At 69.0% G+C, this 20,009-nt stretch carries 19 protein-coding genes and 1 tRNA gene; 15 read left to right on the top strand and 5 right to left on the bottom strand.

Translation table 11 applies throughout. The annotated features are described in order from the left end of the window. Window positions 1-106 precede the first annotated feature (106 nt). The 7 genes from cysS (at window position 107) to N5D62_RS17335 (ending at window position 6,771) form a co-directional block, all read left to right on the top strand. Window positions 107-1,507, top strand: coding sequence for a cysteine--tRNA ligase (gene cysS / locus N5D62_RS17365; protein ID WP_279759117.1), 1,401 nt, complete (start codon window positions 107-109; stop codon window positions 1,505-1,507). Continuing rightward, window positions 1,507-2,160 (top strand): DNA-3-methyladenine glycosylase, encoded by a 654-nt coding sequence (locus tag N5D62_RS17360; RefSeq protein ID WP_279759116.1) that lies wholly within the window; start codon window positions 1,507-1,509, stop codon window positions 2,158-2,160. The genes cysS and N5D62_RS17360 overlap by 1 nt, the downstream gene beginning before the upstream one ends. 2 nt (window positions 2,161-2,162) lie before the next feature. After that, window positions 2,163-3,134 carry an acetyl-CoA carboxylase carboxyltransferase subunit alpha gene (locus N5D62_RS17355; protein WP_279759115.1) on the top strand — a complete coding sequence of 324 codons (972 nt, stop codon included), beginning with the start codon at window positions 2,163-2,165 and terminating at the stop codon, window positions 3,132-3,134. A 43-nt stretch (window positions 3,135-3,177) separates the two neighbouring features. Beyond that, the gene (gene tilS, locus N5D62_RS17350) at window positions 3,178-4,518 is read left to right on the top strand and encodes a tRNA lysidine(34) synthetase TilS (RefSeq protein ID WP_279759114.1); all 1,341 of its coding nucleotides are present in this window, start codon (window positions 3,178-3,180) and stop codon (window positions 4,516-4,518) included. A 39-nt stretch (window positions 4,519-4,557) separates the two neighbouring features. Next, entirely contained in the window at window positions 4,558-5,829 is a 1,272-nt protein-coding gene (locus N5D62_RS17345) for an aspartate kinase (RefSeq protein WP_279759113.1), read from the top strand. Window positions 5,830-5,923: 94 nt separating this feature from the next. Next, a tRNA-Ser gene (locus N5D62_RS17340) sits at window positions 5,924-6,016 on the top strand. 92 nt (window positions 6,017-6,108) lie between these two features. Beyond that, a complete protein-coding gene (locus tag N5D62_RS17335) occupies window positions 6,109-6,771 on the top strand; it encodes an FMN-binding negative transcriptional regulator (protein ID WP_279759112.1) in 663 nt (220 codons plus the stop codon). A gap of 92 nt (window positions 6,772-6,863) precedes the next feature. Here the strand turns inward: N5D62_RS17335 and N5D62_RS17330 are convergent, their stop codons facing one another. Next, entirely contained in the window at window positions 6,864-8,549 is a 1,686-nt protein-coding gene (locus N5D62_RS17330) for an electron transfer flavoprotein-ubiquinone oxidoreductase (RefSeq protein WP_279759111.1), read from the bottom strand. 271 nt (window positions 8,550-8,820) lie between these two features. Here N5D62_RS17330 and N5D62_RS17325 point away from each other — a divergent pair, with 271 nt between their 5' ends. The 3 genes from N5D62_RS17325 to N5D62_RS17315 all read left to right on the top strand — a co-directional run bounded on the left by N5D62_RS17325 (window position 8,821) and on the right by N5D62_RS17315 (window position 10,775). Next, on the top strand, window positions 8,821-9,222 hold the full coding sequence (locus N5D62_RS17325; protein WP_279759110.1) for an OsmC family protein: 402 nt from the start codon (window positions 8,821-8,823) through the stop codon (window positions 9,220-9,222). Window positions 9,223-9,286: 64 nt separating this feature from the next. Next, window positions 9,287-10,069 (top strand): SDR family oxidoreductase, encoded by a 783-nt coding sequence (locus tag N5D62_RS17320; protein WP_279759109.1) that lies wholly within the window; start codon window positions 9,287-9,289, stop codon window positions 10,067-10,069. A gap of 58 nt (window positions 10,070-10,127) precedes the next feature. Then, window positions 10,128-10,775, top strand: coding sequence for a YceH family protein (locus tag N5D62_RS17315; RefSeq protein ID WP_279759108.1), 648 nt, complete (start codon window positions 10,128-10,130; stop codon window positions 10,773-10,775). A 15-nt stretch (window positions 10,776-10,790) separates the two neighbouring features. Here the strand turns inward: N5D62_RS17315 and N5D62_RS17310 are convergent, their stop codons facing one another. The 3 genes from N5D62_RS17310 to N5D62_RS17300 form a co-directional block, all read right to left on the bottom strand. Further along, window positions 10,791-11,909 (bottom strand): hypothetical protein, encoded by a 1,119-nt coding sequence (locus N5D62_RS17310; RefSeq protein WP_279759106.1) that lies wholly within the window; start codon window positions 11,907-11,909, stop codon window positions 10,791-10,793. Window positions 11,910-11,995: 86 nt separating this feature from the next. After that, on the bottom strand, window positions 11,996-13,411 hold the full coding sequence (locus tag N5D62_RS17305; protein ID WP_279759105.1) for a M20/M25/M40 family metallo-hydrolase: 1,416 nt from the start codon (window positions 13,409-13,411) through the stop codon (window positions 11,996-11,998). A gap of 98 nt (window positions 13,412-13,509) precedes the next feature. Beyond that, a complete protein-coding gene (locus tag N5D62_RS17300; RefSeq protein WP_279759103.1) occupies window positions 13,510-14,259 on the bottom strand; it encodes a sugar nucleotide-binding protein in 750 nt (249 codons plus the stop codon). Between the two features lie 287 nt (window positions 14,260-14,546). Here N5D62_RS17300 and N5D62_RS17295 point away from each other — a divergent pair, with 287 nt between their 5' ends. Next, window positions 14,547-15,377 carry an alpha/beta hydrolase gene (locus tag N5D62_RS17295; protein ID WP_279759102.1) on the top strand — a complete coding sequence of 277 codons (831 nt, stop codon included), beginning with the start codon at window positions 14,547-14,549 and terminating at the stop codon, window positions 15,375-15,377. A gap of 84 nt (window positions 15,378-15,461) precedes the next feature. Here the strand turns inward: N5D62_RS17295 and N5D62_RS17290 are convergent, their stop codons facing one another. Next, a complete protein-coding gene (locus N5D62_RS17290; RefSeq protein WP_279759101.1) occupies window positions 15,462-16,121 on the bottom strand; it encodes a DUF3313 domain-containing protein in 660 nt (219 codons plus the stop codon). A gap of 161 nt (window positions 16,122-16,282) precedes the next feature. Here N5D62_RS17290 and N5D62_RS17285 point away from each other — a divergent pair, with 161 nt between their 5' ends. The 4 genes from N5D62_RS17285 to N5D62_RS17270 all read left to right on the top strand — a co-directional run bounded on the left by N5D62_RS17285 (window position 16,283) and on the right by N5D62_RS17270 (window position 19,881). Next, entirely contained in the window at window positions 16,283-16,903 is a 621-nt protein-coding gene (locus N5D62_RS17285) for a TetR/AcrR family transcriptional regulator (protein ID WP_279759100.1), read from the top strand. A gap of 80 nt (window positions 16,904-16,983) precedes the next feature. Next, window positions 16,984-17,568, top strand: a complete 585-nt coding sequence (locus N5D62_RS17280) for a TetR/AcrR family transcriptional regulator (protein WP_279759099.1) — start codon at window positions 16,984-16,986, stop codon at window positions 17,566-17,568. 82 nt (window positions 17,569-17,650) lie between these two features. Next, window positions 17,651-18,400, top strand: a complete 750-nt coding sequence (locus N5D62_RS17275) for an SDR family oxidoreductase (protein WP_279759098.1) — start codon at window positions 17,651-17,653, stop codon at window positions 18,398-18,400. Window positions 18,401-18,573: 173 nt separating this feature from the next. Beyond that, window positions 18,574-19,881: a cyanophycinase gene (locus N5D62_RS17270; protein WP_279759097.1), complete on the top strand. Its 1,308-nt coding sequence runs from the start codon at window positions 18,574-18,576 to the stop codon at window positions 19,879-19,881. Window positions 19,882-20,009: the final 128 nt, after the last annotated feature.

The raw sequence follows: 20,009 nt of genomic DNA, 5'->3' as shown, positions 1-20,009 counted from the left end.
GCACCGTCCAAGCGCCGACGCCCGCGACCTCCGTCGCCCGCCCGGCGGCGGTGGCGTCGGCGTGCGCGAGAGGCCCGGCGCGCGGGGCGCCCGGCGCGACACACGTATGTCTTCCTTGCGCATCTACAACACGCTGGACCGCCAGCTACAGGACTTCCAACCGATCGAGCCGGGAAAGGTGCGCATGTACGTCTGCGGCATCACGGTCTACGACCTGTGCCACATGGGCCATGCGCGCATGAACATCGCGTTCGACGTCGTCTACCGGTGGCTCAAGGCCAGCGGGTTCGACGTCACCTACGTGCGCAACATCACCGACATCGACGACAAGATCATCCGCCGCGCGCTCGAGCGCGGCATCCCGATCGGCCAGCTCACCAGCGAGACGACCGCCGCGATGCATCGCGACTTCGACGCGCTGGGCATCGCGACGCCGACGCATGAACCGCGGGCGACGGAATTTGTCCCGCAGATGCTGGACATCATCGGCAAGCTCCAGGACAAGGGCCTGGCCTACCAGGCCGACGGCGGCGGCGACGTGAACTACGCGGTGCGCAAGTTCGACGGCTACGGCAAGCTCAGCGGCAAGTCGCCGGACCAGCTGCGCGCCGGCGAACGCGTCGCGGTCGACGACGGCAAGCGCGATCCGCTGGACTTCGTGCTGTGGAAGTCGGCCAAGGCCGACGAACCGGCCGAGGCCAAGTGGGCCAGCCCGTGGGGCGAGGGTCGCCCGGGCTGGCACATCGAGTGCTCGGCGATGAGCTGCGCGCTGCTGGGCGAGCGCTTCGACATCCATGGCGGCGGCATGGACCTGCAGTTCCCGCACCACGAGAACGAGATCGCGCAGAGCGAAGGCGCCTTCGGCGATCGCTTCGTGAACTACTGGATGCACAACGGCTTCCTGAACATCGACGGCGAGAAGATGTCCAAGAGCCTGGGCAACTTCTTCACCATCCAGGAAGTGCTGGAGAAGTTCGACGGCGAGTCGATCCGTTTCTTCATGCTGCGCACGCAGTACCGCAGCCCGTTCAATTTCAGCGACGTCAGCCTGGACGATGCGCGCACCGCGCTGCGCCGCCTGTACACCGCGCTGGACGCGGTGGCGCCGGAGGAGGTGGCCATCGATTGGACGCAGGGCGCGGCGGCGGCCTTCAAGGCCGCGATGGACGACGACTTCAACACCCCGGGCGCGCTGGCGGTGCTGTTCGATCTGGCGAACCAGGTCAACCGCGACCGGTCCGCGCGCGATGCCGGCCTGCTGAAGGCGCTGGGCGGCGTGCTCGGCGTGCTGCAGCAGTCGCCCAAGGCGTTCCTGCAGGCGGGCGCGGGCCTGGACGAGGCGGCGATCGAGGCGCAGATCGCCGCGCGCGCCGCGGCCAAGGCCGCGCGCGACTTCGCCGAGGCGGACCGCCTGCGCAAGGCGCTGGCCGACCAGGGCATCGAACTCAAGGATTCCGCGGCGGGCACGACCTGGGTCCGCGTCGCCAAGGCAGGAGATCCGGCCTGATGGCGCGTGTGGCGACCGCCGGGGTGACCCCGGACTATTGGGACGAGGCCTGCCGTCACCTGGTCAAGCGCGACCGGGTGATGAAGAAGCTGATTCCGCAATTCGGCGAGGCCCGGCTGCAGAGCCGCGGCGACGCGTTCACGACGCTGGCCAGATCGATCGTGGGCCAGCAGATCTCGGTGAAGGCGGCACAGAGCGTCTGGGACCGGTTCGCCGAACTGACCTCCGGGCCGTCCAACCGGATCAAGCCGGTGGAGGTGCTGGGCCTGCAGAAGGACACGCTGCGCGGCGCGGGGCTGTCGGCGCGCAAGGTCGAGTACCTGAGCGACCTGGCGCAGCATTTCGAATCGGGCCAGGTCCATGTGCGCCAATGGGCGCAGATGGAGGACGAAGCCATCATCGAGGAACTGGTCGCGATCCGCGGCATCGGCCGCTGGACGGCCGAGATGTTCCTGATCTTCCACCTGATGCGGCCCAACGTGCTGCCGCTGGACGACCTGGGACTGCTCAAGGGCATCGGGCAGCATTACTTCAGCGACGAGCCGGTCTCGCGCGCCGAGGCCCGCGAGCTGGGCGAGGGCTGGGCCCCGTACCGCTCGGTGGCCACATGGTACATTTGGCGGAGCCTCGATCCGCTACCCGTGGATTACTGAGAATGAGCAAGAAACACTTCCTCGAATTCGAGCAGCCCATCGCCGAGCTCGAAACCAAGATCGACGAACTCCGCTACGTGCAGAGCGAGTCCGCGGTCGACATCTCCGAAGAGATCGACCGCCTGGGCAAGAAGAGTCACCAGCTGACCAAGGACATCTACGCGAATGTCCTGCCCTGGCAGGTGTACCAGGTGGCCCGCCACCCGCAGCGTCCGCAGACGCTGGACTACTGCAACGAGGTCTTCACCGAGTTCCAGGAACTGCACGGCGACCGCCATTTCGCCGACGACGCGGCGATCGTCGGCGGCCTCGCCCGCTTCAACGGCCAGGCCTGCATGGTCATCGGCCATCAGCGCGGCTCGGACGCGAAGGAGCGCACGCTGCGCAACTTCGGCATGCCGCGTCCCGAGGGCTACCGCAAGGCGCTGCGCCTGATGAAGCTGGCCGAGAAGTTCGGCCTGCCGGTCTTCACCTTCATCGACACGATGGGCGCCTATCCCGGCATCGGCGCGGAAGAACGCGGCCAATCCGAGGCGATCGGCCGCAACATCTTCGAGATGGCCCAGCTGGAAGTGCCCATCGTCGCGACGGTGATCGGCGAGGGCGGCTCCGGCGGTGCGCTGGCGATCGGCGTGGCCGACCAGGTGCTGATGCTGCAGTTCTCGGCGTACTCGGTGATCTCGCCGGAAGGCTGCGCCTCGATCCTGTGGAAGACCGCCGCGCGCGCGTCCGAAGCGGCGGAAGCGCTGGGCATCACCGCGCATCGCCTGAAGGCGCTGGGCCTGATCGACAAGATCGTCAACGAGCCGGTCGGCGGCGCGCACCGCGATCCGAAGCAGATGGCGTCCAACCTGAAGCGCGCGCTCGGCGACGCGCTGCGCCAGGTCTCCGACCTGAAGACCAAGGATCTGCTGGAGCGCCGCTACGAGCGCCTGCAGGCCTATGGCCGTTTCAGCGACACCAAGAGCCGCTGATCCCGCCGGCCCCGGCGATCTCCCTTCGCGCACCTCGCGCCGCGTGATCGCGGTCGCCGCCAGCGGCGGTCGTGATTCGACGGCGCTCCTCCACGCCACCGCGGTCGCGGCCCAGTCGCTCGGGCTGCGCGTGGTGGCGTTGCACATTCATCATGGCTTGAGTCCCCAGGCGGACGCCTGGCTGGCGCATCTGCGGGAGCAGGTCGAGGTCTGGCGCGGCCAGGGGCTGCCGGTGACCCTGGCGCACGAGCGCCTGCGCGGCGCGCCCGCCGCCGGCGACAGCGTCGAAGCCTGGGCTCGCGCCGGCCGCCACGAGGCGCTGCAACGCCTGACCCTGGCCGCCGATGCGGACCTGCTGCTGCTGGCGCACCATCGCCGCGACCAGGCCGAGACCTTCCTGCTGCAGGCGCTCCGCGGCGCGGGCATGGCGGGCCTGGCGGCGATGCCGCGCGCGCAGTGGCGCGACGGTGTGTGCTGGGCGCGGCCGTGGCTGGACCATCCGCGCGAGGCGATCGAGGCCTACGTCGCCGCGCACGGCCTGCGCTTCGTCGACGACGACAGCAACGCCGACGCGCGATATGCCCGCAACCGCCTGCGGCTGACCGCCTGGCCCGCGTTGACGGCGCAATCGGCCGGCGTGGAAGCGGCGCTCGCGCAATCGGCGCAGTGGGCGCAGCAGGCGGCGGACCTCCAGCGCGAGATCGCGGACGAGGACCTCGGGCGATGGGCCGATGCCGACGGCCTCGCGCAGGCGATGCTGTCGACGGTCAGCCCCGCGCGCGCCTCCAATGCCTTGCGTGCGTGGATCCGGCGCGAGACCGGTCGCGCGGCGCCGGCGAGCTTGATTCGCCGGCTGCTGGATGAAGTCCCGGCGAGCGCCAGCGGGCGCTGGCCTTGCGGCGATGTCGAGCTGCATCTCTATCGGGGACGGCTGACGGCGCGTGCCGCGGCATCGCCCCGACTCGCGTCGCCCACCGGGGCGACGCATCGGCCGACGTTCGTCGACCTCGCCCGCATCGGGCGCCACGCATTCCCGGACTGGGGTGGGGCGATCGATGTCGAACCCGTGACCACGGGGGGCGTCGCGCTTTCTGCGCTCAGCAATGTCGAGTTGCGTCCGCGCGAAGGCGGCGAGCAGTTCCAGGCGCATCCGAAAGGCCTGCCGCGCGCGCTGAAGAAATGCTGGCAAACGGCGGGAATCCCCGCTGTCCAGAGGGAAGGACCGCTGATCCACGTCGATGGACGGCTGCTCTTCGTGCCGGGCCTGGGCCTGGACGCGCGCTGGTGGGCGCCGGTGGATGAACCACAAATGACGCTGCGATGGCGCCCGGATGCATGCGGATCGCGCATGGGACGCGACGTTGCGGGCAAGGGCGAGTCTTAGAATCGCCCGTTCCCCCTGCAGCAGTCATCTGACACTCCCATGGCATTGATCGTTCACAAGTACGGCGGCACCTCGATGGGGTCCACCGACCGTATCCGCAATGTGGCCAAGCGCGTCGCCAAGTGGGCGCGCGCGGGTCACCAGATGGTGGTCGTCCCGTCGGCGATGAGCGGCGAGACCAACCGGCTGCTCGGCCTGGCCAAGGAGCTGTCGCCCGGCAGTTCGTCGCCGTCGCTGATGCGCGAGCTCGACATGATCGCCTCCACCGGCGAGCAGGTGTCGGTGGGCCTGCTGGCCATCGCGCTGCAGGCCGAGGGCCTGGACGCGGTCAGCTACACGGGCTGGCAGGTGGGCGTGTCCACGGACAGCTCGTACACGAAGGCGCGCATCGAGAGCATCGACGACGCCAAGGTCAAGGCCGACCTCGACGCGGGCCGGGTGGTCGTCATCACCGGCTTCCAGGGCGTGGACGAGGACCGCAACATCACGACGCTGGGCCGCGGCGGCTCGGACACGTCGGCGGTGGCGATCGCCGCGGCGATCAAGGCCGACGAATGCCTGATCTACACCGACGTCGACGGCGTGTACACGACCGATCCGCGCGTCGTGCCCGAGGCGCGCCGCATGAGCACCATCAGCTTCGAGGAGATGCTGGAGATGGCGTCGCTGGGCTCGAAGGTGCTGCAGATCCGCTCGGTGGAATTCGCCGGCAAGTACCGCGTGCCGATGCGCGTGCTCAGCAGCTTCACGCCCTGGGACATCGACATCAACGAGGAAGCCAAGTCCGGCACCCTGATCACTTTTGAAGAGGACGAACAAATGGAACAAGCCGTCGTCTCCGGCATTGCATTCAACCGCGACGAGGCCAAGGTGACGCTGCTGGGCGTGCCGGACAAGCCCGGCATCGCGTTCCAGATCCTGGGCCCGGTGGCCGACGCCAACATCGACGTCGACGTCATCATCCAGAACGTGTCGCAGGACGGGAAGACCGACTTCTCGTTCACCGTGCACCGCAACGACTACCAGCGCGCGATGGAGCTGCTGGAGACGGTCGTCGGGCCGGCGGTGCAGGCCGCCAAGGTGACCGGCGACCAGCGCATCTGCAAGGTGTCGATCGTGGGCATCGGCATGCGCTCGCATGTCGGCGTGGCGTCGAAGATGTTCCGCTCGCTGTCGGAAGAGGGCATCAACATCCAGATGATCACCACCAGCGAGATCAAGACCTCCGTCGTCATCGACGAGAAGTACATGGAGCTGGCGGTGCGCGCGCTGCATCGCGCGTTCGACCTGGACCAGGAAATCGAGGCCTGACCAGAGGGCGGAAGCCGCGGGCTTCGAGACGGTTTCAACCGGCGTTTCGGTTGAGGCGTCTCAAAGCCATGCTATAGTCGCTGCTTCTCCGGTTGGAGACGTGACCGAGTGGCCGAAGGTGCTCCCCTGCTAAGGGAGTATGTGGGCAAAACCTGCATCGAGGGTTCGAATCCCTCCGTCTCCGCCAACCAGATGTGAAACCCCCGTAGCGCAAGCTGCGGGGGTTTTTGCATTGCGGCCACCGGAATGGGTCGGCATGCCGATCGCCGCGCGAGGCCGATGTGGCCTACATTCGACGGCATGTACACGCCCAAGCATTTCGACCTGCCGGATCTCTCCCACGCGCGGCTGATGATCCAGGAACACCCCCTGGCCACGCTGATGCTGGTCGATCCGGCGCACGGGCTGTCGGCGACGCCGGTGCCGATGATCTGGGGCGCGCCGACCGCCGCGGACGGCGAGGGCTGGTGGCTCGAGGGCCACCTGGCGCGCGCCAATCCGCATGTGGCGGCGCTGAAGTCGCCCGAGCTCGGCGAGGTGCTGGTCCAGTTCAACGGGCCTGGCGCCTACATCTCGCCCAGCCACTACGACACGCCGCTGTCGGTGCCCACCTGGAACTACCTGACGCTGCAGGTGCATGGCCGCGTGCAGGTCGTCGACGACGAGGCCGGCAAGGACGCGCTGCTCAAGCGCCTGATCGCGACGCAGGAACCCGATTACGCCGCCCAGTGGCGCGGCCTGCCCGAGGACTTCCAGCACAAGATGCTGGGCGCGATCGTCGGCTTCCGCATCCCGGTCGAGCGCTGGACGATGAAGGCCAAGATCAGCCAGAACCGCAGCCCCGCCGAACGCGAGCGCATCCTGGCGCACCAGGAGCACCATGGCTCGCTCGAGGAGCAGATGCTGGCGCGCTGGGTGCGGGAGCTCGCGCCGCGCTCATGACGCCGCGCTGATCGCGCCGTCCGGAAAGCACAAAGCCCGCGCGAAGCGGGCTTTGTCGTTGAGGGGAGGGCGATCGCGCGGATCGCTGCCGCTCACATGCTCACGTAGTTCGGACCGCCGCCGCCTTCCGGCGTCACCCAGACGATGTTCTGCGTCGGGTCCTTGATGTCGCAGGTCTTGCAGTGCACGCAGTTCTGCGCGTTGATCTGCAGCCGCTCGGCGTTGTCGTCGCCCTTCACGAACTCGTAGACGCCGGCCGGGCAATAGCGGCTCTCGGGGCCCGCATACTTCGCCAGGTTCACCGCGACCGGGACGCTGGCGTCCTTGAGCGTCAGGTGCGCCGGCTGGTTTTCCTCGTGGTTCGTGTTGGACACGAAGACCGACGACAGCCGGTCGAAGGTCAGCTTGCCGTCGGGCTTCGGATAGTCGATCTTGGGCATCTCCGACGCGGGGCGCAGGTAGGCGTGATCGGGCTTGTCGCGGTGGATCGTCCACGGCGGGCTTTTCATGCCCAGCTTGGGCAGCAGCCACTGCTCGATGCCGGTCATCAGCGTGCCGACGGTCGTGCCCTTCTTGAACCAGGTCTTGAAGTTGCGCGATTGGTCGAGTTCCTCGCGCAGCCAGCTCTGCTCGAAGGCGGCGGGATAGGCGCTGAGCTCGTCGAGCTGGCGGCCCGCGGCGAGCGCCTCGGCGATGGCGTCGGCGCACATCATCCCGGACTTGATCGCGGCGTGGCTGCCCTTGATGCGGGCGGCGTTCAGGTAGCCGGCGTCGTCGCCGACCAGCGCGCCGCCGGGGAAGACCTGCTTGGGCAGGCTCAGCAGGCCGCCGGCGGTGATCGCGCGGGCGCCGTAGCCCAGGCGCTTGCCGCCCTCGATGTGCTTGCGGATCGCCGGGTGCGTCTTCCAGCGCTGCATTTCCTCGAAGGGCGACAGCCACGGGTTCTGGTAGTCCAGGCCGACCACGAAGCCCAGCGTCACCTTGTTGCCCTCGAGGTGGTACAGGAAACCGCCGCCGTAGGTCTGGCTGTCCATGGGCCAGCCGGCGGTGTGGACCACCAGGCCGGGCTTGGCCTGCTCGGCCGGCACTTCCCAGAGTTCCTTGATGCCGATGGCGTAGGTCTGCGGGTCCTTGCCGGCGTCGAGCTGGAACTTGGCGATCAGCTGCTTGCCCAGGTGGCCGCGGGCGCCCTCGGCGAAGATCGTGTACTTGCCGTGCAGCTCCATGCCGAGCTGGAAGCCCTCGTGCGGCTCGCCGTCCTTGCCCAGGCCCACGTTGCCGGTGGCCACGCCCTTGACGCGGCCCTGCTCGTCGTAGACGACCTCGGCGGCGGCGAAGCCGGCGAAGATCTCCACGCCCAGCGCCTCGGCCTGCTGCGCCAGCCACTTCGTGACGTTGCCCAGCGAGATGACGTAGTTGCCTTCGTTGTGGAAGCAGCCGGGGATCAGGAACTGCGGCGTGTCGGTGTGGGAGGACTCGCTCAGGAACAGCACCTGGTCGCCGGTGACGGCCTGGTTCAGCGGGGCGCCGAGTTCCTTCCAGTTGGGGAACAGCTCGGTGATCGCGCGCGGGTCCATGACCGCGCCGGACAGGATGTGGGCGCCGGCCTCCGAGCCCTTCTCCAGGACCACGACCGAGATCTCCTGCCCCTTCTCCGCGGCGATCTGCTTGAGCCGGATCGCGGTGGCCAGGCCGCCAGGGCCGCCGCCGACGATCACGACGTCGTACTCCATGCTGTCGCGCGGACCGTACTGGGCAACAAGTTCTTCGGAGGTCATGGTCTTCCTTGCTCGTTCTAGTCTGGGGCCTGGCCGCGACGCGGTGGACCGGCGCGGGCCGGCTCGCTGTCTGGCTGGGGCGGGGTGCGGCGCATTCTAGCCGCGCGGACGCAAAAAAGAACGGTCGTGCTTTTTACAAAATAGAAAAAACCGCCGTGGCATTGACAGCGGATCGCACGCCCGCGGAGCGGGGACCCGAATGGGGCTCCCGGGCTCGGGACAGGGGTCGTACGATGGCCCGCGATTCAGCCTTTCGACGGGGAGCACCTGCATGACGATCCATATCCAGCGCGACAAGACCGGCCCGATGCGGCAGACGGTGAGCATCCGCGACCACCGCTTGACGGCGGACCAGCCGGTGGCCGGCGGCGGCGAGGACGCCGGTCCCGATCCGCACGAGTTCTACGACACGGCGCTTGGCGCGTGCAAGGCGCTGACGGTGCTCTGGTACGCGCAGCGCAAGGGCATCCCGGTGGAGGACGTGCTGGTGGAGGTGGAGCGCGACGGCTCGCAGGAGCGCCAGGGCGTGTACAAGCTCAAGGCCTCGCTGACCTTCGTCGGCAACCTGAGCGACGAGCAGCGCCAACAGCTGCTCGCGGTGGCCGAGAAGTGCCCGCTGCACAAGCTGATGACGCAGGTGACGACCGAGATCGAGACGGTGATGGCGGGCTGAGGCCGCGTGCTATCGTCCTCGGCACCTTGTTGGTCACACGAGAAGTTTTGCGAGAGACCTTGCCATGAGCTACAGCATCGATCTGGAGGGCCGCGTGGCCCTCGTCACGGGCGCGTCCAGCGGACTGGGCGCGCAATTCGCGAGAACCTTGGCCAAGTCTGGCGCCTGTGTGGTGCTGGCGGCCCGCCGGGTGGAGCGCCTGAAGGCGTTGCGCGCGGAGATCGAGGCCGGCGGCGGCGACGCGCACGTGGTGCAGATGGACGTCACCGAGCTGGACAGCATCAAGGCCGCGGTGGCGCGCGCGGAGACGGAGGTCGGGACGCTGGACATCCTGATCAACAACTCGGGCGTGAGCACGACGCAGCGGCTGGTGGACGTGACGCCGGAGGACTACGACTTCGTGATGGACACGAACGTGCGCGGCGCGTTCTTCGTCGCGCAGGAGGTCGGCAAGCGGATGCTGGCGCGGGCGCGGGGCGCGGCGCCGGGGACGTACACCGGCGGGCGCATCGTCAACATCGCGTCGATGGCGGGGTTGCGGGTGCTGTCGCAGATCGGCGTGTACGCGATGAGCAAGGCGGCGGTGGTGCACATGACCAAGGCGATGGCGCTGGAGTGGGGCAAGTACGACATCAATGTCAACGCGATCTGCCCGGGCTACATCGACACGGAGATCAACCATCACCACTGGACCACGGACCAGGGCCGCAAGCTGGTGGACCTGCTGCCGCGCAAGCGCGTGGGCACGCCGCAGGACCTGGACACGACGCTGCTGATGCTGTGCGCGAAGGAGAGCCGCTTCATCAATGGCGCGGTGATCCAGGCGGACGATGGATTCGGCGTCTGAGAGCGACGCGGCGAGCCAAGAGACCAACGAAGAGAGAACCAAGGAAAGAAGCGGGCCGATGGCTGTGAGAGAACTGAGCGCGCTGGAAGCGCGCGTGCTGGCGGTGCTGGTGGAGAAGGAGTCCACGGTGCCGGACAGCTATCCGATGTCGCTGAACAGCCTGACGCTGGGCGTGAACCAGAAGACCGCGCGCGATCCGGTGATGAACGCGAGCGAGCCCGACGTGGCAGCGGTGCTGGACGAGCTCAAGGCGATGAGCCTGGTCAACAGCGTGAGCGGCAGCCGCGTGGCGCGCTTCGAGCACAACATGAAGCGGGTGCTGGGCGTGCCGGGGCAGGCGGAGGCGCTGTTGACGGTGCTGATGCTGCGCGGGCCGCAGACCTCGGCCGAGCTGCGGATCAACTGCGAGCGGATCCATCGTTTCGCGGACGTGTCGTCGGTGGAGGGATTCCTCGACGAACTCGCGGCGCGCGAGCCGCCGCTGGCGGTGAAGCTGCCGAAGGCGCCGGGCGCGCGCGAGGCGCGATGGGCGCACTTGTTGAGCGGCGAGCCGGCGGTGCCGGTGGCGTCGGCCTCCGCGGCTGTGTCCTCGGGGTCGACCTCCAACAGCGCGCGCGATGAAGAGATCGCCGCGCTGCGCGCCGAGGTCGAGCAGCTGAAGGCGGCGGTCGCCCGGATCCAGCAGGAACTGGGCATCGGCGACTGACGCCGCCACGGCGCCTCACGCGGTCAGCGTTGGCGTCTTCCCGCCGGCCTTGGGCCGCATGGCCTTCGCCGCCTTCACGGCCTTCGCCGCTTTGGTCGCTTTGGCCGCCTTCGCGCGCTTCATCGGCTTCTCCGCCTTCTCCGCCGTCGCGCCGTTCGAGGCCGTCTTGGCCTTCTTCTTGAGCGCGCCGTTCGCGGCCATCGCCTTCGGCGCCGCCGCGGCCATCGGCACGGCCAACGCGCGGATCGCGGCGGTGTCCACGATCGCCCCGGTGGTCCACGACTGCGCGCGGTACCTCAGCGTCGCGTTGCACTTCGCCTTCGCGAGCTTCTTGTAGCCGGCTGCGGTGAGGTGAATCTCATTGGCCCAGTCGTTGCTGGTGCCGCTGGTACCCGGCTGCGCGGGCGTGCTGCCGCCGCGCGTGTCCAGCACGAGGAAGCCGCCGATGCGCGTCTTCACGCGGTGCTCGAGGAAATCGAAGAACCAGTCGACCAGCACGCGCGCGACGGCCTGCCAGGCGGTGGGCGGGATGCCGGCGGCGAGGAAGCCCGGCGCCATCCATGGGCCCGACACGCCGTTCAGCGCGGGCGCGAAGCGCGGCGTCATGTAGTCGTAGACGTGGGTGACGATGTCCATGCCGGCGAAGTTGCGGTCGCGCAGCGCGTCGAGCTGCACGTAGGCCTCGAGCAGCTCGTCGCACAGGCTGGCCCAGCCGGCCTGCGAGAGGAAGCGCGTGGGGCCCTGGTCCGCGGGGAGCCACTCGGCGGGGAAGCGCAGGATGCGCTGCGCGATGTCGTGGCCCTCGCCGCGACGGATCCACTCGATGAGGTCGTTGCCGCCGCCGGAGATTAGCAGCGCGCGCCAGTTGGGCATGCCGCGCAGCGTCATGGCCATGTGGAACTTGGAGAACTTCTTCGGATCGGGCAGGTCGCGCAGCAATTGGCCGGGGATCGCGTAGTTGACGACGGCCACGTCCTTGCCGAAGTCCATCGCGTTGAACAGGCTGCCGGTGATCCAGGGCGGCAACGAGCCGAAGGAGCCCCACGAGTCGCCGTGGGCGATGACGGGCACGGACTGGTTGAAGTCGATGCGGTCGTTCATCAGGTCCTGATGGGAAAAGATCCTCGTCGTCATGCGCGCCTCCCGTGCCGCTCATGCGGGCGAGACGACCTTAGGCGCGCGCCTGGGGGACGGCTATCCCCAAGGTGAAAGTCGAGCGGTCACTGCGCCAACCGCTTCCCCAACCGATACATGAATGCCTGGAACTCCTCCAGCGACTTGATGCGCACGTGCTCGTCGAGCCCGTGCACGCCGCTGGGCTCGACGCCGGTGAACGCGCCGACGCCGTAGGTCCAGATCCCCGCGTTGTTGAGGAAGCGGCCATCGGTCGTTGCCACCAGCATCGTCGGGATCACCGGCACGCCGGGCCAGAACTCCGCCGCCGTCGCCTCCACCGCGCCGATCACCGCCGGCGACATCGGAGGCTGCGGCGACGCGAGCGCCTCGTTGGTCGCGCGCACCGCGATCTTGTCGTCGGCGAGCACCTTCACCAGCGTCTGGCGGACTTCCTCGGCCGGCTGCCCCGGCAGGATGCGGCAGTTCACCGTCGCGCGGGCGCGCTGCGGCAGCGCGTTCGTCGCGTGGCCCGCGTCGACCATCGTCGCCACGCAGGTCGTGCGCACGCTCGAGTTGTACAGCGGCGACTTCGTCCACAAGCGCTCCAGCGCCGCCGTGTCCGTCGGCTTCGCGAGCAGCGCGCGGATGTCCGCGGCCTCGTCCTTGTTGCCCTCCAGCTTGGCCACGCGCTCGAAGTAGGCGCGGGTCGTGTCGTTGAACTGGATCGGGAAGTCGAACTTCGCCAGCCGCGCCAGGCCCTCGGCCAGGTGATAGATCGCGTTGTCCCGCACCGGGCGCGCGCTGTGGCCGCCGGGGTTGGTCACCTCCAGCTCGTAGGTGACGAAGACCTTCTCGCCGATCTGCAGGCTGTAGGAGACCGGACGCTCCTGCTTGTCGAGCATCCCGCCGCCGCCTTCGTTGAGCGCGAGCTCCGCGTCGATCAGCGCGCGGTGGTGCTTCAGCAGGTAGTCCACGCCATCCCACTTCGAGGGGACGATCTCCTCGTCGCAGGTCAGCGCCAGGACGATGTCCCGCTTCGGAACGAGCTTCTCCTCCTTGTAGCGGAGCATGTTGCTCACATGCGCGGCGGCGTGCGACTTGTCGTCCAGCGTGCCGCGGCCGTAGTAGACGCCGTTCTCCTCGGTCAGCTTGAACGGGTCGCGCTTCCAGTCCTCGCGCTTGGCCTCGACGACGTCCAGGTGCGCGACCAGCAGCAGCGGCCGCTTCTCGCCGCTGCCCTTGAGGCGCAGCACCAGGTTGCCCTTGGTCGGCCCGTCGGGCGGCACGACGAGCTGCATGTCCGACTCGGCATAACCGGCCTGCCGGAAGCGCCGGGCCATCGCCTCGGCGGCGACGGTGCAGCTGCCGGTGGACTGCGTGGTGTTGGTCTCGACGAGCTCCTTGTAGATCTCGTGGAAGCGCCGCAGCTCGCGCGGCGGCGTGGGCTCGGCCGCGAGCGTCGCGGCATGGGGAACCAGGATCGTCAGCGCGACGGCGAGCGTCGACCAGGCACGGGTCATGGAGGCCTCCCTTGGGTGTGGCGCCTGCGCGGGCCGGGCGTGGCGCCGGGCGATGCTATGCCATCGCGGAGGTCCCGCGGAGCCCGGGCTTCTCCGGCCTAGGACAGGTGCTGGTGCAACGGCGGCAGCATCGACCCGCCGAGGTCGTTCAGCAGCCGCTGGTCGTGCACGTGGTCCTGCGTCACCTCGATGGTCCAGCGTCGCTCGTACTTCGCCGCAAGGCGCCGCACGATCTCGTCGAAGGTCCATGCGTCGTGCGCGTTGCTGTCGAGATGCACGGCGCCGGCGGGGCGCTCGCCCACCAGGTCGCACAGCGCCGCGGCGGTGTCGGTCAGGAAGGAGCAGGCGGGCCGCCAGGCCGCGCTTGCGCGGATGCGGCCCTCCCGCGCGTTCTGCTCGTCGAGGTGCCGAAGCATGTTGTTGCCCACCGGCTCGGGCGCGATCTGCCAGCCGATGCGCGCGATCGTGGCTCGAGGATCCGCGGCCAGCACCGCGTCCTCGCAGCGGATCTTGTATTGCCCGTACTCGTCCCGAGCGCCGCGCGGATCCCCGGGGCGGTGGGGGCCGCCCTGCGACGCATCGAAGACCATCGCCGTGCTCGTGAAGACCATGGCGATGCCGCGCTGCGAAGCGAAGGCGGCGAGCCGGCCGGCCCATGCCTCCGCGCCCATCGCGAGATGGACGATGGCGTCCGGGGACTCCGCGCGCAGGAAGGCGTCCGAGGCGTTCGCATCGTCCGGGTCGACGTGCTCGCGATGCCAGGCGACGACCTCCCAGCCGCGCAGCTCGGCCTCTCGCAGCACCCAGGGGCCAACGGTGCCTCGCGCACCCGTGAGAAGCAGCTTCATCCGGACATTAGACGCGCTTGTCGCGTGCTCGCGCCAGCGTAGACACCTGGATCGCGCTCGAGCGCATCGGCGAGCCGGGCCTCATCGTCGACTGGCGCATCAGGGAAGCGCGCCAGAGCTATCCCTTTCGGGGTGAGCAGGGGCCCCTCCATCGAGAGACCCGTCCCTCTCTTGGCCGGCAGATGCGCCTGCCCGCCGCTGCGTCGAGGATCCAACGCTGCAGGCCGCACCGGTGGCCTTGGATTCCCTCACGCGGCCGCGTCGGCCCATCCCCCGAAAGGAAAGCCATGAGCACCATCACCACCAAGGACGGCACCCAGATCTACTACAAGGACTGGGGTCCCGCGACCGGCCAGGTCGTCACCTTCTCGCATGGCTGGCCGCTGTCCGCCGACGCCTGGGAAGCGCAGATGTTCTTCCTCGCCTCGCACGGCTACCGCTGCATCGCGCACGACCGGCGCGGCCACGGCCGCTCCAGCCAGCCGTGGAACGGCAACGAGATGGACACCTACGCCGACGACCTGCACGAGCTGCTCACCAAGCTCGAGGTCAAGGGCGCCACGATGGTCGGCCACTCCACCGGCGGCGGCGAGGTCGCCCGCTACATCGGCCGCCACGGCAGCGCCCGCGTCGCCAAGGCCGTGTTGATGGGCGCGGTCCCGCCGATCATGGTGAAGTCCGCCAACAACCCGGTCGGCCTGCCGATGGAGGTCTTCGACGGCTTCCGCAAGGCCTACCTCGACGACCGCGCGCAGTTCTTCCTGGACGTCGCCAGCGGCCCGTTCTTCAACTTCAACCGGCCCGGCGCCAAGGTGTCCGAAGGGCTGATCCGCTCCTGGTGGACGCAGGGAATGATGTCCGGCCACAAGAACGCCTATGACTGCATCAAGGCCTTCTCGGAAACCGACTTCACCGAGGACCTGAAGAAGTTCGACATCCCCACGCTGATCATCCATGGCGACGACGACCAGATCGTCCCGATCCAGGGCGCGGCGATGCTGTCGTCCAAGCTCGTCAAGGGCGCCCAGCTGAAGATCTACAAGGGCGGCAGCCACAGCCTGGGCGACACGGCCAAGGACGAGCTCAACGCCGACCTGCTTGCCTTCGTGAAGAGCTGATCGCCCGGCCGGCCCCTCGCCGCGCGCGGTGGCGCAGGGGCCGGCGCGGCGCTTTGGAGCCTCCGCGCGCCGACCCGGGCCGCGCTACTTGAGCTGCGCCACCAGCTCGTCGGCGCCTTTCTCCAGGCTGACCTTCGCGGCCTCGAGCCGCCCGATCGTGGCGGAGACATTCATCGCATTGGGGTACTGCTTGGCCACGTAGGCGTCGAGCAGGCCGCCGGTGGACCCGTCGAAGATCTCCACCGAGTACATCGCCGAGCCGATGAACGCGCCTTCGCGTCCGCGCATGCCCTGCACCGCGTTGTAGGGCCCGCCCGCCAGGTCGAAGCGGGTGATCGTGCTCACGAACGCCGTGTTCGTGCTCGCGCCCGTCAGCGTCAGCCGCACCCGCAGCGTGCGCGGCCGCTCCTCGCGGACCAGCCGGAAGCGCTTGCCCAGGCGCTCCGAGAAGACCGTGCGCATGTAGCCCGCCAGCTCCTCCTTGTCCCGCGGCGTCACGTCCTTGTCGAACTGGCCGTCCTGGCCGCCGTAGACGTTCACCGGTTCGAGCAGCACGTTGTCGTACTCGCTCCAGGCCACGTGGCTCGACACCCGGTAGGGCATGCGGCCGGTCTCGTCCTCGCCGTTGGGCCGCAGCTGCGGCGACGACGCGATGCCCTCGTAGCGATTGGGCTGGACGGTGGAACAGGCCCCCAGCGCGGCGACGGCCAGGAACAACGAAAGAACCGGAAGAAGGGAACGCATCGGCGGACTCTCAGGAATGAAGGTGGATCGGACCGGTGGATCGACCGTCACGACGACGTCGTTTATTTCGATACCGACCAGTACTTTTATTCTTGATGCCCGTCTTGCGAGGGGTCAAGCAAAAAAGTACGATGCCGTACTGTTATGAGGAATCGACCGACATGCGAGTGATGACCGACGAGCGCCGCGACGCCATCGTGGAAGCGGCCGCGAAGCTGTTCGAGGAGGTGGGCGTCGAGGCCGCCTCGATGAGCGAGCTGTCCAAGCGGCTGGGCGGGTCGAAGTCGACGCTGTATCGCTACTTCCCGGCCAAGGAGGAACTGGTGAGCGCCGTCGTCAGGCGCTTCGCGACCGGTCACATGGCCGACGCGGTGGCCGAACTGGAGGCGTCGATCGAGGTCGAGCGCGCGCTGAAGGAATCGCTGCTGCGCTTCGGCGACCAAGCGTTGAAGGTCGTGGCCAACGACAGCCGCGCGCGCTCGATCCATCGCGTGATCGTCGCGGCGGCGGGGCAGTCCCGCGTCGGCGAGCTGTTCTGCGAGGCGGGGCCGGTGCAGATGCTCGCCAAGCTCGCGCAGCTCGTCGCGGTGAGCGTCTCGCGCGGCGAGATCCGGCGCGTCGATCCGGCCGTGGCGGCATCGCAGTTCATGGCGCTGCTCAACGCCCAAGTCAGCAGCCGCGTCTATCAGATGGCGCCGCCGCCGATGAAGGCGGCGGAACGCCGCGAGCTGGTCGTGGGCGCGGTCGACTTCTTCCTGCGGGCCGTCGCGAAGACCGCCTGAGCGTCCGGCGCGCAAGACCCGAAAGCCCCCACATTCCGATGGTTTGACCGATTGGTCAAATACGACGTAGGATCCGTCCCATGCCCCGCGAACGCCGATTCTCCGAGCCCGAGGTGCTGGAACGTCTGACCGACGTCTTCAGCACCCACGGCTACGCCAGCACCAGCCTGGCCTTGTTGCAGGAAGCGACCGGGCTGGGCAAGCAGAGCCTCTACAACACCTTCGGCGACAAGCAGGCGATGTACCTGCAGGCCATCGAGTGCGCCGTCCAGCGCGGCGCTCACATCGCCGCCGCGGTCGAGGCGGCTGAGACCGGCCGTGCCGCCATCGACCGGTACTTCGAGGCGATGATCGGCAGCTGCAGCAGCGACAACGCCGTCGACCGGCACTGCATCGTCACCAGCGGCCTGCTCGAAGGTCTCGCCGAGGCGCCGCTCGCCTGGGCCCTGACCCAGCGCTGGCATGCCACCCACGAGATGCTGCGCGCCGCCGTCGAACGCGGGCAGCGCGACGGCTCCATCGTCAATCCGACCCCGTCGGCCGAGCTGGCTGAGCTGCTCATCGCGATGACCAGCGGCTTGCGCGTCGCCGCCCAGGCCGGGCGCAGCCGGTCGCAGATGCAGCGCTCCGTGGCGCTCGCCGTGGCCGTGCTCGACATGGCCTGATTTCCCCTTCGTTCCCCCACCGGCCGCGCGAGCGGCTTTTCCTTTCCCTTATTTTGACCAATCGGTCTATTTGGAGTTCATCATGAGTCAGTCCCTGGTTGGAAAGATCGCGCTGGTCACCGGCGCTTCGCGCGGCATCGGCGCCGCGATCGCGCAACGCCTGGCGGCCGACGGCGCGGAAGTCGTGCTGCATTACGGCAACGGGCGCGACGAGGTCGAGTCGCTGGCCGCGTCGCTGCGGGACGCCGGCCGCAAGGTCCACGTGGTGCAGGCCGACCTGGCCGCCGTCGATGGCGGCCAGCAACTGGTCGCGCGCGTCGCGGCGCTGGGGCTGCCGCGCGTGGACATCCTGGTCAACAACGCTGGCATCGCCGTGTTCGCGGGCCTGGACGGCACGACGGACGTCGACTTCGAGCGGCTGGTCAGCGTCAACATGCGCAGCCTGTTCCAGGTGACCAAGGGCATCGTGCCGGTCATGCCCGACGGCGGCCGTGTCATCAACATCGGCACGGCGGCCACGCGGATCGCGTTCCCGGGCATCACCGCGTACTCGGCCAGCAAGGGCTTCGTCGACGCGCTGAGCCTGCAGCTCGCGGCGGAACTCGGCCCGCGCGGCATCACCGTCAACGTCGTCGCTCCCGGCGCCATCGATACCCGCATGAGCGCGTGGATCAACGAGCCGGGCGGCAAGGAGACGCTGGCGCAGGTGCAGGCGCTGCCCGGCATCGGCAAGCCGGAGTACGTGGCGGGCGTGGTGGCCTTCCTTGCCGGCCCCGATGGCGCCTGGACCACCGGCCAGATCGTCGACGCCAGCGGCGGCACGAAGCTCTGAGGCCTGCCCGGCAAAGCCCTGTCGCGAACGCGGATTCGCCGCGTTCGTGACGGCCGGTGCGTCACGCGAGCCCCCCGGCGACGCCGGGGGATGGCGTGGCATCTTCCCTTTCCACCCCCTGGTTGAAGGCGCTTCCCACTTCCCATCCGCCGCTCGATGGGCAAGATGGGCGCATGGATGCCTTCCGTTCCCTCTCGATCCGGATCCGGGCCCTCCTGGGGGCGATGGCGCTGCTGGGCGCCGGTGTCGCGTCGGCGCAGACCGCCATCGTCATCGGCGGCGCGCTGCGCATGGACAACGACGCCGTCTGGCAGCGCATCGTCGACGAGGCCGGCGGCGCCGGCCAGGCGCGCTTCGCGGTGCTGGCCACCGCCGCGGCCAATCCCGAGCTCTCCGCCAAGCTGATCGTCGACGTGCTGAAGAAGCATGGCGCGCAGGCCGAGCACATCCCCGTCGCGCCGCGCCTCGAGGGCGCCGACCTGCAGCGCAACCTCCATGACCCCGAGCTGATCGCCAAGGTCCGCGCGTCCAACGCGGTCTTCTTCTCCGGCGGCGCGCAGGGCTTCATCGTCGACACGCTGCAGCCCGGCGGCCGGCGCACCGAGATGCTCGACGCGATCTGGGACGTCTACCGCCGTGGCGGCGTCGTCGCCGGCACCAGCGCCGGCGCGGCCATCATGAGCCGCGTGATGTTCCGCGACGCGCTCAATGTCATGGACGTCCTGCGCGGCACGATGCGCGACGGCCACGAGATCGACCAGGGCCTGGGTTTCGTCGGCGGCGGCTTGTTCGTCGACCAGCACTTCCTCAAGCGCGGCCGCATCGGCCGGATGCTGCCGCTGATGATGGCCAAGGGTTATCGGCTGGGGCTGGGCGTCGAGGAGAACAGCGCCGCCGTCATCCATGGCGACCGGGTCGACATCATCGGCGGACGCGGCGCGCTGCTGGTGGACCTGCGCGACGCGCGCAGCGATCCGGCGCTGGGCATGTTCAACCTGCGCGGCGCGCGGCTGAGCTACCTGGACAGCGGCGACCGCCACGACCTCGCGTCCGGCGTCACGCAGCCGGCCGCGCGCAAGACGGCGGCCAGTCCGGCGGTGGCGATGCGCGCCTCCACGCAGGGCGCGCCGTTGCCGCGCGGCCCGGTGGACACCTTCCAGCCGGACATCCTGGGCGACAACCGCATCGTGCAGGCGATGACCGAGCTGCTGAGCTCGCCCGCCGCCGAGGTCCGCGCGATGGCCGCGCGCATCCGCCCGGGCGCCACTGCCGATCGCGACCGCACCGGTTTCGTCTTCCGTCTTTATCGCGGCGCGGGCACGCAGGGCTGGATCGATGCCGACGGCGATGCCAGGGACGTCACGCTGCTCGATGTGAGATTGGATGTGCGCCCCGTGCGCCTGCCCGATCCCAATGCCGCCGCGCCCGCGACGAACGCGGTCCCGGCCGCCTCGCTGATCGCGCCCGCCGGCTTGCGCTAGCGCTTCTCGCACGCCAAGGCCCGAGGTCAGCGGGCGAGGGTGGGGCCGGAATGGGGCTTGGGGGTCCAGGAGGGATCCCCCATGCCCCGTGAAGAGCCCGCGCCCGGCGTACCGAAGTCAGGACCCCT

This window comes from Mitsuaria sp. GD03876 (assembly GCF_029840635.1).
Taxonomy (GTDB): domain Bacteria; phylum Pseudomonadota; class Gammaproteobacteria; order Burkholderiales; family Burkholderiaceae_C; genus Roseateles.
The sequence above is the reverse complement of the archived record's forward strand: the minus strand, read 5'-3'. Positions and strand labels throughout refer to the sequence as shown.